This window comes from Enterobacter sp. HK-058-C-ECC, assembly GCF_047531125.1.
In the GTDB taxonomy this organism is placed as follows: domain Bacteria; phylum Pseudomonadota; class Gammaproteobacteria; order Enterobacterales; family Enterobacteriaceae; genus Enterobacter; species Enterobacter quasiroggenkampii.
The window spans coordinates 26393-44469 of the sequence record NZ_JBLKCH010000002.1 but is presented as its reverse complement, the minus strand read 5'-3'; the positions used below and the strand labels follow the sequence as shown (position 1 = coordinate 44469).

Annotated in this window: 1 protein-coding gene; it reads right to left on the bottom strand. The window is 63.0% G+C overall.

The annotated features are described in order from the left end of the window. Window positions 1–67: 67 nt before the first annotated feature. Window positions 68–18073, bottom strand: a complete 18006-nt coding sequence (locus ACMWJS_RS04270) for an Ig-like domain-containing protein (RefSeq protein ID WP_414746670.1) — start codon at window positions 18071–18073, stop codon at window positions 68–70. Between the last annotated feature and the right edge of the window lie 4 nt (window positions 18074–18077).

Below are 18077 nucleotides of genomic sequence, written 5' to 3'. Positions count from 1 at the left end.
CCGGGTTAACGCAATTCGTGTAAAGAAACGCCAAAAGGCCGCGGGGATCGCTCCCCGCGGCGTTGTTTTACGCAATTAACAGTTGATGGTTCGCCAGCAGCGTCGCCAGATCCGTCTGCACGCCGTTCAGCGTCACCAGGGTGGTTGGCGAGAACTGACCGCCGGTACCGTCCAGGTCAACCTGGATCTCGGTATTGCTGCCGTTCTGCACCACGCGGATGTAATCGCTGATATTGCCCGCGCTGCTGTCCAGCGTGGCCACGCCGTTCACATAGCTCGCCGAGCCCGTGCCGGTATAGCCGCTGCCGGAAAGCAGATCGCGCAGGTCAATACGATCCGTGTCCGCCGTCCCTTCCCAGGTGCCGACCGTAAAGCCGTTCACCACGTCGTGACCGTTACCGCCCGTGGCATCCGAGGCGTTGATCAGCTTGTAGAGCAGCGTATCGTGACCGCCGCTGCCGATGTTGAAGGTGTCGTTTCCGCCGCGGCCTTCGAACCGGTTATCACCGCTGTTGCCGGTGATGACGTCGTCGTAATCCGAGCCGTTAATCCCTTCAATGTTCAGCAGACGCGTGGTGCCGAAGCCGGTGTCCTGCGCGGTTGAGAGGCGCAGGTCCACGGTCACGCCAGACGTCGCATTGCGGTAATCCACCACGTCCATCCCACCGGTGTTGCTCCAGGTGTCATGGTCGGAATGGGTAGTCCAGCCGCCGGAACCGTTGTAGGTATAGGTACCCTGCTCTGCGATAAAGGTGTCGTTATACCCGGTTCCGGTAATGGTTCCGCTGTGGCCGCCTGTGGCCGCTTCGGCCGTCAGGACGTAGCCCTCTTTGCCGTTGCCCGCTTCCAGACCGCTCCAGGTGACGTTATCCGACACGCCGTTGGTGATCTTCAGGATCTCGGCCGAATAGGTTTCATTCGGATCCAGCCCGTAGAAGCTCACCAGCGCGGAGGTGTCGTTCGACCCGATACCGGACTGGGCGTTAATGATCTGCGAGGCCACCAGCACGCCCGCGGCGTTGTACAGGTTGACCGTATTGCCGTAGTAGGCGTTGATGCCCTCGCTGTCGACAATGTGCAGATGCATCGCGGTGCCATCAGCAATGGTTTTGCTGTTTTGCACCAGCACCACCTTGCCGTTCTGCTGAGAGACCAGCAGATCCTGCGCGCCGTCCCAGTTGTAGTCCACTGCCGCCACGCCGGTGGCGTAAGCAATGCCGGACGCCAGTTGGCTTGAGGTCCAGGTGGAGCCGTAGCCGTTGTTGGTGAACAGGGTCGCCGTCTGCGAGCCGCCGTAGGTGCTGAGCTTGATGATGTCCATCTGCCCGTCACCGTTCCAGTCCACCGCCACCGACAGATAGCCCGCCGCTGCGTTAGAGGCCTCGACCGCGCTCTTGGTGGCCGAGAGCTTCCCGGTACCGTCGTTGTAGTAGATCACCCCGCCGTTGTTGTTGTAGCTGCTGCCCAGGTACAGATCCATGTAGCCATCGCCGTTGAAGTCTGCCCACGTCATGGACGCCGCCGTGGTGGTATTCGAGGCGTTAGCCACAAACACGTTCGTCAGGTTCTGACCGATGGATAACGTCCCGTTACCGTTGTTGTTGATCACGGTTAACGAGTACGCGCCGCTGCGGTTGGTGTGCTGAACAATATCCACCGTACCGTCGTTGTTCAGGTCAACGCCGGAGATTTCGCGCCCGGAATCAAACTGGCCGTAGAAACCGCCTTCTCCACCGGTGCCGTCCGGCGACAGGACACCCTTGTTGTTCACCAGATAGGTCAGGGAGTCCATACCGGCATCGCCGTACGCCAGATCCAGATACCCATCCCCGGTTTTATCGTACGCAATCACACCGCCGTACCAGATGGTGGTCCCCATTGCCAGCTGACTGGCGTTATAGGTGCTGCCATCGTAGGTCCACATCACCTGCGTTGACCCGGCGTAGGTATTTTCCGTCGCGAAAATGTCCTGCGTGCCGTTACGGTCAAAGTCGGCGGCGGTCTGGCTCACCACGTAGTAGTTACGGGTGTTAGTCAGCGTATTGCCGGCATAGGTCGAGCTATCGCTGCTGGAGTAAGACTGGCCGTTAGCGATGATATTCCACAGACCGCTGCTGTTCATGCCGAGGGTCATGGTGGAGTTGTTGCTGTTCCCCGCCGTGGTTGCCCAGTCGGTGTTCACCGAGGTGGTATCAATCACCAGGCTACCGGTCGCCGTACCCGTGGTATTGCCGTTACCCGCGCTGCTCTTCACCTGCGCGGTCACGCTGTAGCTCGCCACGCCCAGCGCATCGCCGTCCGGGATCTGCAGATACCAGGTGTTATGATCCGGGTCGACCACCACCGCGCCGCCGGTCTGGGAGGTGTAGGTTTTGCCGTTCACCGTCACCACCAGATATTCACCGTTCACCAGGTCAGCGGAGACGGTACCGGTGACGATCGGCGTGGTATCAGACGTGGTCTGCGCGGTAATCGCCGCCGTGGTGGTCGGGATGCTGGTATCAACGTTCAGCACGAAGCCGTCGGATTCCGTGTAGTTTCCGGCCCTGTCGGTGACGCGCACGATGTAGGTGTGATTCCCGTCGCTCAGGCCGTTGTCCTGGAAGGACCAGCTTGCGCTGCCGTTCATGGTCACCTGGCCGAGCAGGACCCCGTCACGGTAAAGCTGCACGATCTCGCCGTCATCCGGGGCGCGGTTAAGCGTCCCGTTGATCAGCGGCGAGTTATCGTCCGTTGCCACCGCGCTGCCAAAGGTGCCCTGACGCTCGCCTTCGCCGTCGGTGTAGCTCACGACCGTGCCAACCGTGGTCGGCGGCGTGGTGTCTACCGTGACGACCTGAGACGCGGTGGAACCCACGTTGCCCGCCTGGTCGATAATCCGCACCTGGTAGGTGTAGTCCCCGTCAGGCAGATCGCGGGTATCGGTGTAGCTCCAGCGCTGGTTGGTGACCGTGGCATCGAGCCAGGTATTCCCACCGTCGAGGCTGATCTGTACGCGCTCATCGCTTGCCAGCGCGCTGCCCAGCGAACCGTTGATGGTCAGCGTGGTGTCCATGGTGATGAAATCACTGCCGGACTGGCCGGTATCTTCGCTGATGCTGTCGATAGTGACGCCGTACTGCGGCGCCTGCGTATCCACCGTCACCGCCTGCGAGGTGGTGGCTCCAACGTTCCCCGCCAGGTCAACGACCCGCACCTGGTAGTTATGGCTGCCGTCGGTCAGGGTACGCGTGTCGCTGTAGCTCCACTGCGTCCCGCTTACGGTGGCGTATACCCAGGTCGTGCCGCCGTCCATGCTCACCTGCACGAATTCACCCGCGCCGAGTTCTGCGCCGAGCGTTCCGTGCAGCGTGTACGAGGTCGAACTGGTCAGGAAGTCGTTATTGTCGAAGCCGGTATCGACGGTGATGTTATCCACGGTCACCGTAATCGCCGCATCCGGGGCGACCGTATCGACGGTCACCTGCTGATGGGCGCTGGCCCCCACGTTACCGGCGGCATCCACCACGCGGACGTAGTAGTCATAGGTCTGGTTACCCAGCGTGCGGCTATCGACGTAGTACCAGCTGTTGCCGGTGACGATCACGTTCTGCCAGGTGACGCCGCCGTCGATGCTAATCTGGGCGTATTCGCCGTCGGCCAGCGTCGCGCCGAGCGAGCCGTGCAACGTCAGGGACGTGTCGCGAGTGATAAAGTCGCTGCTGCTCAGGCCGGTATCGTCGCTGATGCTGTCGATGGCGATCGTTTTGCTGGCGTCCGGCGCAACGGTATCAATGGTCACCACCTGGCTGGCGGTGGCGCTGATGTTGCCCGCATCGTCAATCACGCGCAGCTGGTAGTTGTAATCCCCGTCGGCCAGCGTGCGGCCATCGACATACGTCCAGCTCAGGCCGCTGACGCTGACGTCGGTCCAGGTGACGCCCCCGTCAAGGCTGATCTGCGCGTGGTCGCCGCTGCCCAGCGCCGCGCCCAGCGTCCCTTTCAGGCTGATCTGGTTGTCGCTGGTGATAAAGTCGCTGCCGGACAGGCCGGTATCCTGCGTAATGGAATCCACGGTAATGGTGGTTGCCGCAGGCTTCGTCAGGTCAATCACCACGTCCTGGCTGTCCGTGGCCCCCACGTTGCCTGCGTTATCAATCACGCGGACCTGGTACTGATACGTCCCGTCCGTCAGGGTGCGGCCATCGGCGTAGCGCCAGGTGGTGCCGGTCACGGTCAGGTCAATCCAGGTGACGCCGCCGTCGAGGCTGATCTGCGCCTTCTCGTTATTGCCGAGCTGCGCGGTCAGCGAGCCGTTGACGACGACCTGGCTGTCGTTGGTGATGAAATCCGTTGCGCTCAGGCCGGTGTCGTTTTGCAGCGAATCAATAGCGATCCCCATCGACGGCGCGGTCAGATCGACCGTGACGGTATGGTTATCGCTGGCGCTGTTGCCGATGGTATTGCTGACCTGCGCGTTAATCACGTACGAGCCGCCGTCTGCCAGCGCGGTCACGTCAGCGCTTCCCACCGTGTAGCTCCAGGTACCGTCATTCTGGACGGTAGCCGCATAGGTTTTACCGTTCAGCGTGATGGTCACCGTCTGGCCTGCCGGCGCATCGGTGGTGCCGCTGATAACCAGCGGCGTGCCATGCTCGGCGGCGTTGACGATATCGTCCTGCGCAAAGGTGTTAATGGTGATGGTCGGAACATCGCCGTTCAGCGTCACGTCGTGCGTTGCGCTGCCCGGGTTGCCCGCCTTGTCGCTTACCGACGCGGTGATGGTGTACTCCCCGTCGCTCAGGCCGAGGAAATCACGGCCCGGCACGAAGACCGACCACGATCCGTCCGCCCCGACGGTCGCCTGATAGCTGTGCCCGTTGAAGGAGACGGTCACCGTCTGGCCCTGTTCCGCCGTGGTCGTGCCGCGGATGGTCTGGCCCGCCAGCTGCTCCGCGTTGTTGACGATATCGTCATCGGCCACAGTGCTGATGGTTACGGTTGGCGCAACGGTATCCACTGTTAAGGTGTGCGTGGTCTGGCCGTTATTACCCGCTTTATCGTTGACGGAGGCAGTGACCGTCAGCGCGCCCTGGCTCAGGGCGGCCAGGTCGGCTGCCGGCACGTCGAGCGTCCAGGTGCCGTCGCTGCCGACAAGCGCAGTGTAGGTTTTTCCGCCCAGCGTCACGGTAACGGTCTGACCCGCCTCCGCGCTGGAAGATCCGTGCACGGTCAGCGGCTGCTGCGCTTCCGCGGCGTTCAGCATGTCGTCAACCGACAGCGTCCCAATGCTCACCACCGGCGCAGTAGTATCCACGCTGATGCCGTGCGTTGCCGACGCGCTGTTGCCCGCGCTGTCCTGTGCCGATACGGACACCTGATAGCGCGCGCCATCGGCCAGGGCGCCCACGTCGGCGGCCGGTACGGTGGTCGTCCAGGTGCCGTCGTTCTGAATCGTGGCGGTATAGGTCTTGCCGTTCAGGGTCACGGTGACCTGGGTCCCGCTGGCGAGCTGCGCGCTGGAGCCGTTAATCACCAGTGACGAACCGGCTTCAGCCGCGTTGATGACGTCGTCACCGCTAACGGTGTTCACCGTCAGCGCCACGGAGGCGGTGTTGACCACCACGTCATGGGTCTGGGTGCTGCTGTTACCCGCGCTGTCGGTAATGGTCGCGCTGAGGGTCACGGTGCCGTCGGTCAGGGCGGAAATCACGCTGGCCGGAACGCCCACGCTCCAGTTGCCGCTGGCGTCAACGTTAGTGGTGTACTGGTGCGAACCGAGGGTGATAACCACTTTATCCCCGACGTTCGCGCCGGTTGCCGACCCGCTGACGATCTGCGCCTGGCCGTGCTCCACGCTGTTAATCACGTCATCGCCCGCCACCACGTTAAAGCTGACGGTCGGCGGCGTGGTATCAAGCGTAATCGTCTTACCCGCGCTGCCCGGGTTCCCCGCCGCGTCGCTCACGCTCACCTGCACGGTGTAGCCGCTATCCGCCAGTGCGGCCAGATCGCTGCCCGGAACGTTCACGCTCCAGACGCCGCCCTGCTGCACCTGCGCGGTATAGCTCTTACCGCCCAGCGTCACGGTGACCGTCCGCCCGGCTTCCGCCGTGGTGGTGCCGGAGATAGCAACGCCCGCAGCCGCTTCGCTGCCGTTAATCACGTTATCGCCTGCGACCGTATCAATGGTCACGGTTGGCGCAGTCGCGTCCACGCTGTACTCCCGGCCCGCCGACGCGCTGTTGCCGTGCGCGTTGGTGACACTCACCTGCACGCTGGCGTCACCGTCTTTCAGGCCCGCGAGATCCGCGGACGGCACGGTGGCCGTCCAGTTACCGTCAGCATCCACCTTCGCGGTGTACGTCTTGCCGCCGAAGCTAACCGTAACGGTCTGGTTTTCCTCCACGTTCGAGGTGCTGCCGGAGAGCACCAGATCCACACCTTTCTCCGCCGCGTTAATCACGTCGTCGGTGGCAATCGCATTGATGCTGATGGCAACCGCCGCCAGATCGACGGTCACGTCATGGCTGATGGTCACCGGGTTGCCCGCCGCGCTCTGGCCTGCAACGGTCACGGTGACCGTACCTGCTGCGAAGGCCGCGACGTCTGCCGCCGGGATCGCCGCGCTCCAGGAACCGTCTGCCAGCACGGAGGCCGCATAGGTTTTGCCATTGACGGTCACGGTGAGCGTTGTGCCTGCCGCCAGCCCGTCGCTGGTGCCGGAGACGATCAGGTTTTGAGTATGTTCGATGCTGTTAATCACATCGTCGCCCGCGACGGTATCGACGCGCAGGCCCGGCAGGTTAGCGTCGATCGCGATCTCGCGCTCGCCGGTCCCGGTATTGCCATGGCCGTTGGTGACGGTTGCTGACACGGTCAAATCGCCATTGCCCAGCGCCGTCAGGACGGACTCCGGCACGTTCACGGACCAGGTCAGATCGCTCTGCACCGTCGCGGTGTAGGTGTTACCGCCAATGGTCACGGTGACGGTATTGCCCGCTTCCGCGTTCGTTACCTTGCCGCTGAGGGTCTGGCCCGCGGCCACTTCCGCCGCGTTGATAACGTTATCGCCCGCGATGGTGTTGATGGTGACGCCCGGCAGCGCGGTATCCACCTGCAGATTCGCGGTGTTGCTCACACTGTTGCCCACGCCGTTGGTCGCGGCCGCGCTCAGGGTGTAGTTGGCTTCGCCCAGGCTCGCCAGATCCGCCGCCGGGACCGTCAGGCTCCAGGTGCCGTCTGCGGCGGTCGTCGCCGTGTAGTTTTTGCCGTTCAGGGTCACGGTCACCACGGTGCCTTCCGCCAGGTTGGCGCTGGTGCCGCTCACGCTCAGATCCTGACCTTTCTCCACCGCATTCAGCACGTTGTCACCGCTGATGGCGTTGAAGGCCACGGACGGCAGGCCGGTATCGACGGTCACGTTATGGCTGCCGGTGCCGGTGTTGCCCGCCGCGTCGGTGACGGACGCAGTCACGGTCACGGTGCCGTCGCTGAGGCCGGAAATCACGCTTGCCGGTACGCCCACGCTCCAGTTACCCGCCGCGTCCAGCACGGTGGTGTACGTCTGGCCGCCGATGGTGACGGTCACCTTATCGCCCGCTGCCGCGCCGGTGGCGGTGCCGCTGATAACGTGTGCCTGACTGTGTTCAGCCACGTTAATCACATCGTCACCCGCCACGGTGTTGATGGTCACCGCCGGAACGGTGACGTCCACCGTCAGGTTGTGATCAACGGACGCCGGGTTACCCGCCTTGTCGCTGACGCTTGCGGTAACGGTCACACTGCCGTCCGTCAGGGCCGCAACATCAGCCGCCGGGACGTTCAGCGTCCAGCTACCGTCCGCGCTGACGGTGGTGGTGTAGTCTTTGCCATTCAGCGACACGGTCACCGTCTGGCCCGCTTCGGCAGAGCTGCTGCCGGACACGGTCAGATCGCTCTTCGCTTCGGCGGCATTAAGAATGTCGTCCGTCGCCAGGGTGTTGATGGTCACGCTCGGCGCGGTCGCATCCACGCTGTACTCGCGGCCCGCCGAGGCGCTGTTGCCGTTCACGTTGGTGACGCTCACCTGCACGCTGGCGTCGCCGTCCTTCAGGCCAGCCAGATCCGCAGACGGTACGGTACAGGTCCAGTTGCCGCTGTCGTCCACTGTCGCACTATAGATTTTGCCGTTCAGGCTGATGGTCACGGTCTGCCCGGCTTCCACGTTGATGACCGCACCGGACAGCACCAGATCCGCGCCCTTCTCCGCCGCGTTAATCACGTCGTCGGTGGCAATCGCATTGATGCTGATGGCAACGGTCGCCAGATCTACCGTCACATCGTGGCTGATGGTAATCGGATTGCCCGCAGCGCTGTCGCCAGTGACGCTGATTTTGACGGTGCCTTCCGGCCACGCGCTCACGTCAGCAGCCGGGATCGCCGCGCTCCAGCTGCCATCCGCCAGCACCGTGGCCGCATAGTCTTTGCCGTTGATGGTGACGGTCAGCGCCGTGCCCGGTGCCAGCCCGTCGCTGGAGCCGGTAACAATGAGGTTCTGCGCATGCTCAATGCTGTTGACCACGTTGTCGCCCGCGACGGTATCGACGCGCAGGCCCGGCAGGTTAGCGTCGATCGCGATCTCGCGCTCGCCGGTGCCGGTGTTGCCGTGGCCGTTGGTGACGGTCGCCGTCACGCTCAGGCTGCCGTTGCCCAGCGCGGTCAGCACGTCAGACGGCACGTTGACGGACCAGGTCAGGTCGTTCTGCACCGTTGCGGTGTAGCTGTTGCCGCCAATGGTCACGGTGACGGTATTGCCCGCTTCCGCGTTCGTTACCTTGCCGCTGAGGGTCTGGCCCGCGGCCACTTCCGCCGCGTTGATAACGTTATCGCCCGCGATGGTGTTGATGGTGACGCCCGGCAGCGCGGTGTCTACCAGCAGGTTCGCGGTGTTGCTCACGCTGTTGCCCACCCCGTTGGTGGCGGTCGCATTCAGGGTGTAGTTGGCCTGACCCAGACCGGCCAGATCCGCCGCCGGAACCGTCAGGCTCCAGGTGCCGTCTGCCGCGGTCGTCGCCGTGTAGTTTTTGCCGTTCAGGGTCACGGTCACCACGGTGCCTTCCGCCAGGTTGGCGCTGGTGCCGCTCACGCTCAGATCCTGACCTTTTTCCACCGCATTCAGCACGTTGTCACCGCTGATGGCGTTGAAGCTGACCGATGGCAGGCCGGTATCGACGGTCACGCTATGCGTACCGGTGCCGGTGTTGCCCGCCGCGTCGGTGACGGACGCAGTCACGGTCACAGTGCCGTCGCTGAGGCCGGAAATCACGCTCGCCGGAACGCCCACGCTCCAGTTCCCCGCCGCGTCCAGCACGGTGGTGTACGTCTGGCCGCCGATGGTGACGGTGACCTTATCACCCGCGGCTGCGCCGGTGGCGGTGCCGCTGATGATTTGCGCCTGGCCGTGTTCTGCGATGTTAATGACATCGTCGCCCGCCACGGTATTGATGTTCACCGCAGGCACGGTGATATCTACCGTCAGGTTGTGGTCCACGGACGCCGGGTTACCCGCCTTGTCGCTGACGTTTGCGGTCACGGTGACGCTGCCGTCGGTTAATCCTGCCAGATCGGCCGCCGGAACGTTCAGCGTCCAGTTGCCATCCGCGCTGACGGTTGTGGTGTAGTCTTTGCCGTTCAGCGATACGGTAACCGTCTGGCCCGCTTCGGCGGTACTGGTACCGGACACGGTCAGATCGCTCTTCGCTTCGGCGGCATTAAGGATGTCGTCCGTCGCCAGGGTGTTAATGGTCACGCTCGGCGCGGTCGCATCCACGCTGTACTCGCGGCCCGCCGAGGCGCTGTTGCCGTTCACGTTGGTGACGCTCACCTGCACGCTGGCGTCGCCGTCTTTCAGACCCGCCAGGTCGGCGGCTGGCACCGTGGCCGTCCATTTGCCGTCGGCGCCTACGGTCGCGGTGTAGCTCTTGCCGCCGAAGGTGATGGTAACGGTCTGGTTTTCCTCAACGTTTGAGGTCGCCCCGGAGAGCACCAGATCCGCGCCCTTCTCGGCGGCATTAATCACGTCGTCGGCGGCAATCGCATCGATGCTGATGGCAACGGTCGCCAGGTCCACCGTCACATCATGGCTGATGGAGACCGGATTACCGGCGCTGCTCTGGCCTGCCACGGTCACGGTGACCGTGCCTGCATTCAGCGCACCCACGTCCGCAGCCGGGATCGCCGCGCGCCAGGTGCCGTCCGCCAGCACGGTCGCCGGATAGGTTTTGCCGTTGACGGTCACGGTCAGCGCCGCGCCCGCCGCCAGCCCGTCGCTGGTGCCGGTGATAATCAGGTTCTGCCCGTGTTCGATGCTGTTGATCACGTCGTCACCCGCCACGGTATCCACGCGCAGGCCCGGCAGGTTAGCGTCGATAGTGATATCGCGCTCAGCGGATCCGCTGTTGCCCACGCCGTTGGTCACGCTGGCCGACACCGTTAAATCGCCGTTACCCAGCGCAGTCAGCACGTCCGACGGCACGTTAACGGACCAGGTAAGATCGCTCTGCACCGTTGCGGTGTAGATATTACCGCCAATCGTCACGGTCACGGTATTGCCCGCTTCGGCATTCACCACCTTACCGCTGATGGTCTGGCCGGCTGCCAGCTCCGCCGCGTTAATGACGTCGTCGCCCGCAATGGTGTTGACGATCACGCCAGGCAGAACGGACTCCACGTTTACCGTGTGCGACGCGCTGGTGCTGTTGCCGACGCTGTCCGTGGCCGAGGCGGTGACGGTGTAAAGCGCCTCGCCCAGCTGACCGACCTCGCTCGCCGGAACGGTGGTGATCCATTTTCCGTTATCGTCCACCTGCGCGCTGTACGCTTTGCCGTTCAGCATCACGGTCACCACCGCGCCTGCCGCCAGGCCGGAAGCCGTACCGGAGAGGGTCAGATCCTGGGTTTTCTCTGTATTGTTGATCACATCGTCACCGGAAACGGTGTCAATGGTCAGCCCCGGCGCGGTCAGGTTCACCTCCACGCCGTGCGTGGCGCTGTTGCTGTTGCCCGCTTTATCGGTCAGCGCCGCGGTAATAGTGTAATCCCCGGCGGCCAGCGCGGTGACGTCCGCCGCAGGCACGCCCACGCTCCAGTTGCCGGAGGCCTCCAGGGTGGCGGTGTACGATTTGCCGTTGAGGGTGACCGTGACCACGTCGCCCGCCGCCGCGCCCGTCACGGAACCGGTGACAATCAGGGCCTGCGCATGCTCGGCGCTGTTGATCACGTCGTCGTCGGACACGGTGTGAATGGTCAACTGTGGAACGGTGGTATCCACCAGCACGTCGCGATCCGCGGAGGCCGGGTTGCCCGCTTTGTCCGATACGGCAGCGCTGACGGTGTAGTTCCCGTCGGTAATACCGTTGAGATCCGCGGACGGCACGGTCACGCTCCAGCTGCCGTTGGCCTGCACGGTGGTGGTATAGTCCACACCGTTCAGGGTCACGGTGACGGTCTGGCCCGCTTCGGCGTTGGTGACGCCGTTTATCACCAGATCCTGCTGCGCTTCAGCCGCATTGATGATGTTGTTGTCGCTGATGATTTCAATAGACACCGTCGGCGCGGTCGCGTCCACGCTGTACTCACGGCCCGCCGACGCGCTGTTGCCGTTCACGTTGGTCACGCTCACCTGCACGCTGGCGTCGCCGTCCTTCAGGCTGCCCACGTCGGCAGACGGTACGGTAGCCGTCCAGTTGCCGTCGGCATCGACCGTCGCGGTGTACGACTTTCCGCCGAAGGTGATGGTAACGGTCTGGTTTTCTTCCACGTTGGTGGTGGAGCCGGACAGCACCAGGTCCGCGCCTTTCTCTGCCGCGTTAATCACGTCGTCAGAGGCAATCGGGTTAATGCTGATGGCGACTGCCGCCAGATCCACCTTCACGTCATGGCTGATGGTCACCGGATTCCCCGCCGCGCTTTGCCCCTCCACGGTCACGGTAACCGTGCCCGCGCCGAGCGCGCTGACGTCTGCCGCCGGAATGGCCGCCGTCCAGGTGCCGTCCGCCAGTACGGTGGCCGCGTAGGTTTTGCCGTTGACGGTGACCGTCAGCGCGGAGCCGCTCGCCAGTCCGTCGCTGGAGCCGGTAATAACCAGGTTTTGAGCGTGCTCAATGCTATTGATCACATCGTCGCCTGCCACGGTATCGACGCGCAGGCCCGGCAGGTTTGCGTCGATGCTGATGTCGCGCTCGCCGGTGCCGGTGTTGCCGTGGCCGTTGGTGACGCTGGCTGACACCGTCAGATCGCCGTTACCGATGGCGGTTAAGACCGAGGACGGCACGTTGACCGACCAGCTCAGATCGTCCTGAACCGTCGCAGTATAGATATTGCCGCCGATGGAAATTGTGACAGTGTCACCGCTCGCCGCACCGCTCACTTTCCCGCTCAGGGTCTGCCCGGCAGCTACTTCCGCGGCGTTAATGACATCATCCGTGGCGACCGGGTTGATGGTGACCTGCGGCAGCGCGCTGTCGACCAGCACGCTGTGGCCGGTGCTCGCGCTGTTGCCCGCGGCGTCAGTCACGCTCGCCGTCACGGTGTAGCTCGCTTCGCCCAGCACCGAGACGTTTGCCGCCGGAACGGTCACGCTCCAGTTCCCGCTCGCGTCGGTGGTGGCCGTATAGCTGATTCCGTTCAGGGTCACCGTAATGGTCGTTCCGTCCGGCTGGTTACTGGTGCCGGATACCTGCAGATCCTGGCCTTTCTCGGTCGCGTTGATCACGTCGTCAACCGCCAGGATATTGATGGCAATGACCGGCGCGGTCAGGGAGACGTCAAATTCGTGCGTCGCGCTGGCGCTGTTACCGGCTTTGTCGGTGAGGGTCGCGGAGATCGTCTGGTCACCATTGGCCAGCGCGCCCACGTCCGCCGCCGGAACGCCCACGCTCCAGTTGCCGGACGCGTCCAGCATGGCGGTGTAGTCTTTACCGTTCAGGGTCACGGTAATCACGTCGCCCGCCTGCGCGCCCGTCACCTTACCGGAGACAATCAGCGCCTGACCGTGCTCGGCAATATTCACGATGTCGTCGCCGGCAACGATGTTGAAGGTGATCTGCGGCACGGTGGTGTCCACCAGCACCGAGGATCCCGCGCTGGCCGGGTTACCTGCTTTATCGGACACGGTCGCCGTGACCGCCGCGTTGCCGTCGGTAATGCCTGCCAGATCCGCCGCAGGCACGTCGAGCGTCCAGCTGCCGTCCGCCTGCACCTGCGCGGTGTACTGATTGCCGTTGAAGGTCACGGTGACCGTCTGGCCTGCTTCGGCCGTAGACGTCCCGCTCAGGGTCAGATCCTGCGCCGCCTCAGCCGCATTCAGCATATTATCGCCGCTGATGGTGTTGATGGTCACCGTCGGCGCGGTGGTGTCGACGCTGAATGCCTGCGCCGAAGAGGCCGTGTTGCCGTTCACGTTGGTGACGCTGACCTGCACGCTAGCGTCGCCCTCTTTCAGGCCGCTCAGATCGGCAGCCGGAACGGTCCAGGTCCAGTCGCCGTTGCCATCCACCGTCGTGGTATACGTTTTCCCTGCGAAGGTGATGGTGACGGTCTGGCCCGCTTCAACGTTGGATGTCGTACCGGACAGCACCAGATCCTGGCCTTTTTCCGCCGCGTTAAGCACGTTGTCGTCGGTCACGCTGCTGATGGTGATGGCGACCGGCGCGAGATCGACGTCCACGACGGTCCCGATGGTTACCGGGTTGCCGGAGGCATCCTGCGCGCTTGCCTTGATATCCAGCGAGCCATCCGCCCACTGGGACACGTCCGCCGCCGGTACCGCCGCCTGCCAGGAGCCGTCCGCCAGCACCGTTGCGGAATACGCTTTGCCGTTGATGGTCACGGTCACGGCGCTGCCCGCCGCCAGATCGGTGCTGGTGCCGGACACAATCAGGTTCTGCGCGTGTTCAATCACGTTAATCACGTCGTCGCCTGCGACCGTATCAATACGCAGCCCCGGAAGCTGGGCGTCGATGGTGAAGTCGAGAGAAGAAGAGCCGGTATTGCCGTGGCCGTTGGTCACACTGGCCGATACGGTGAGATCGCCATTGCCGAGCGCGGTGAACTGACTCTCCGTTAACGGCAGGCTCCAGGTGAGATCGTCCTGCACGGTTGCCGTGTATGTCTGACCGCCGAGGATAATCGTGACAGTGTCACCTGCCGCCGCGTTCGTCACCTTACCGGACAGGGTTTGCCCCGCCGCCACTTCCGCCGCGTTAACGATATTGTCGCCCGCCAGCGTGTTGATCGTTACCACCGGCAGCGAGCTGTCCACCAGCACATCGTGCGAGGTTGAGGCGCTGTTGCCTACGCTATCGGTGACGCTCGCCGTCACGGTGTAATTCGCCTCGCCCAGCGCCGAGACGTTTGCCGCTGGAACGGTCAGGCTCCAGTTGCCGCTGGCGTCAGCGGTGGCTGTATAGTGTATGCCGTTCAGGGTCACCGTAATGGTCGTGCCTTCCGGCTGGTTGCTGGTGCCGGAAATCTGCAGAGCTTCGCCTTTCTCAACCGCGTTAATCACGTCGTCTGCCGCCAGCGTGTTGATACCGATGACAGGCGCCACGGTATTCACCACCACATCCAGCGAAGTGCTACCGGTATTACCGGACCTGTCGGTCACGGAGACGTCGATGGTCCAGGTGCCGTCCGTCAGCCCCTGTACGACAGACGCCGGCAGGCCAAGGCTCCAGTTGCCCGCTGCATCCACCACGGTGGTGTAATCGACGCTGTTAATGGTAATGGTCACAAGGTCGCCCGCTGCCGCACCGGCGACGGAGCCGCTCAGGATCTGCGCCTGTGAATGGGCGAGCTGGTTAACGGTGTTAGTGTCGGTGACAAAGTCGTTAATGGTCACCTGCGGCACGGTCGCGTCCACCAAACCCACGCGGTCGGCGCTGCTGCTATTGCCCGCCACGTCGCTCACGGTGGCCGTCACGGTCACGATGCCATCATTGAGGGCGCCGACATCAGCCGCCGGAACGATCAGCTGCCAGGTACCGTCCGTCTGGACCGTGGTCTGATACGTTTTACCGTTCAGCGTCACGGTGACCGTCTGGCCTGCTTCAGCACTGCTGGTGCCGCTCAAGGCTAAATCCTGCTGCGCCTCAGCCGCGTTGATGATGTTGTCGGCGGTCAGATTATCGAGCGTAATCGCTGGCGGCAGCGTATCCACCGTGATCACGCGCGACGCGTCGGCACTGTTGCCATTGACGTTCGTGACGCTGACGCTCACCTGCGCGCGCCCGTCGATCAGGGTTTCCATGGCGCTGGCAGGCACGGTCAGGCTCCAGGAGCCGTCCTGCTGCACCTGTGCGGTAAAGGTCTGGTCGGCGAATTTCACCACCACGGTCTGCCCCGCCTCCACGCCCTGCGTCTGGCCGGATAGGGTTAAATCGGCGCCTTTTTCTGCCGCATTCAGCAGGTCGTCGCCGGAGACGGTATCAATGGTGACCGCCACGGCGTTCAGATCGAGTTCAATCGGGTGTTCAGCCGCAACGGTATTGCCCCAGGCATCTTCAGCGCTGACGCTTACCGTCACCTCTCCCGCGGTCCAGGCCTGCAGGTCCGCGGTCGGGACACCGATCTGCCAGTGGCCGCTGGCGTTCACCGCGGTAACGTACTCAACGTTATTGATGGTGACGGTAATCTGCGTGCCGGCAGCCAGATGGGTGCTGGAGCCGGTGACGGTCAGATCCTGCTGCTGCTCAATGGCGTTGACCACGTCATCGCCGGAAATGGTGTTCACGCGCAGACCCGGCAGCTGCGCGTTGATGTTGATATCGCGCTCGCCGGTGCCGGTATTGCCGTGCGAATTGGTCACCGACGCGGTGAAGGTTAAATCGCCGTCGCCGAACGCCTGAAGATCCGCTGACGGGATTTTTACGCTCCAGGTCAGATCGCTGCCCACCGTGGCGATGTAGTTCTTGCCGCCCACGGTGACAGAAACGGTATCGCCCGCCGCCGCGCCGGTGACGCGACCGCTGAGCGTTTGATCCACACCCGCTTCGGCGTTATTGACCAGGTTGTCCCCCGCAAAGGTGTTGATGATCACCTGCGGCAGCACGGTATCCACCAGCAGCGTCGCCGCGGCAGAGCCGCTGTTACCCACGCTGTCAGTACCGCTGACGCTGACGGTGTAAAGGGTGTTCGCCAGATTCAGTACATCGGAAACCGGCACCTGGACCGCCCAGATGCCGTTTTCAACGGTGGCCTGATAGCTGACGTTGTTCAGCGTCACGGTGATGGCGCTGCCGTCAGGCAGGTTGCTGGTGCCGGTCAGGCTCAGCGGTTGCATTGCCTCCTGAGCATTCAACACGTTGTCCTGGCTAATGGCATCAATCGTAAATTCTGGCGGGTTGCCGCTCAGCGTAATGCCGTGTGTGGCGCTGCCGGTGTTGCCTGCCGCGTCGGTCACGGAAACTGAAATCGTATGGTTACCTTCCCCCAGCGCGCCCAGCACGGACGCCGGAACGCCTACGCTCCAGGTGCCGTCCGCCAGCACCACGCCGGTGAAGGACTGGCCGCCAACGGTCACGGTGACCACATCCCCCGCAGCGGCGCCGTTTGCCTGCCCGGAGATAATCTGCGCCTGACCCTGCTCGCTGGTATTGAGAATATCGTCGCCCGCCACGGTATCGATGGTGACGACCGGCGCGGTGGTATCCACCGCAAAATCGGCGGTGACAGACGAGCCGTTACCCGCTTTGTCGCTGACGTTCACCGTCAGGGTGTGATTGCCCTCGCTGAGCGCCTGCACGTCGTTCGCGGCAAGCGTGACGGACCAGGTGCCGTCGCTGCCCACCGTGGCGTTGTAGTTTTTACCGTTCAGCGTGACTGTGACGATCTGACCGGCTTCCGCATTCGTTTTGCCGGTCAGCGTCAGCGGCTGGCTGTGCTCGGCGGCATTAATGATGTTGTCCTGCGCGAGGGTATCGACAGAGAGGGTTGGCGCGACGGTATCCACGCCGATTGTCTGGCTGCCGCTCACGGTGTTACCCGCCGCGTCTTTGCCGCTGACGTTAACCGTCCAGGTGCCATCGCCCAGCGCCTGCGCGTCGGCCGCGGGTACGTTAACGCTCCACGTCCCGTCAGCGCCCACCACGGCCGCGTAAGTTTTACCGTTCAGCGTCACGGTAAGTTCGGTGCCCTGCGCCAGATTCTTGCTGGCGCCGGAGAGCGTAAAGCCTGCGGATTGCTCGCTGGCGTTAAGCACGTTATCGCCCGCCGTGGTGGCCAGCGTAATGGCGGCCTCGGCGGTCGAGACCGTTACGGTGATATTGCCCGCATCGGTAGTCTTACTGCCATCGATCTGCACCACCGACCAGGTGTGTTCTCCGTCCGTCTGGGTCGGTAATTTTACCGTCCAGGTGCCCTCTTTACTCACCATGGCGCTGGCGATGGTGCTGCCGCTGCTGTCTTTGATCTGGATCGTCGCGCCCGGCTGACCGGTACCGCTAAAGGTTGGCGTGTTGTCGTCCGTGATCGCGTTTGCTGTCAGCACGCCCTGCTTGTCGCCCGCTTTATCCGACAGCAGGAAGGTTGGCGTGGCGCTTTCCACCTCTTTCGTATTATCAATAACTTTTGTTTTAGTATCGCCGTCGCCGCCGTTTGCCAGCAGCGCCCCGATGGCACCGCCGCCTAATGCAGCTCCCGCAATCCAGCCCCACGGCGCATCGCTTAAGACGCTTTCCTGCTCCAGGAAAGGTTGAATGCTGCTAATCGGTGTGGCCTGCGCGGTTAACTCGGTCACCGCCACGCCTGATGCTTCCCCGGCATCGGCAAAAGAAATATGCGTCAGTTCCTGACGATCGTTGAATACCAGCTCTGACTGAGTATGCGTTTCAGGATCTTCAACAAAATAGTTATTGCAGCGAATCACGCTGCCATCTTTCATATAAATGAGGAGGTCTTTCCCCTGACGGACATAACGCGCCACATCCTGAGCAGAACCCTGGATTTCAATCACGCTCGGGGATGAAATAGAGACCGACAAATTCCCTTCGCCGGTTAATTTCGTTTTCTCCGCCGTTTTGCGAATGATGACATCAACAACCTTTATGTTACTCATATTT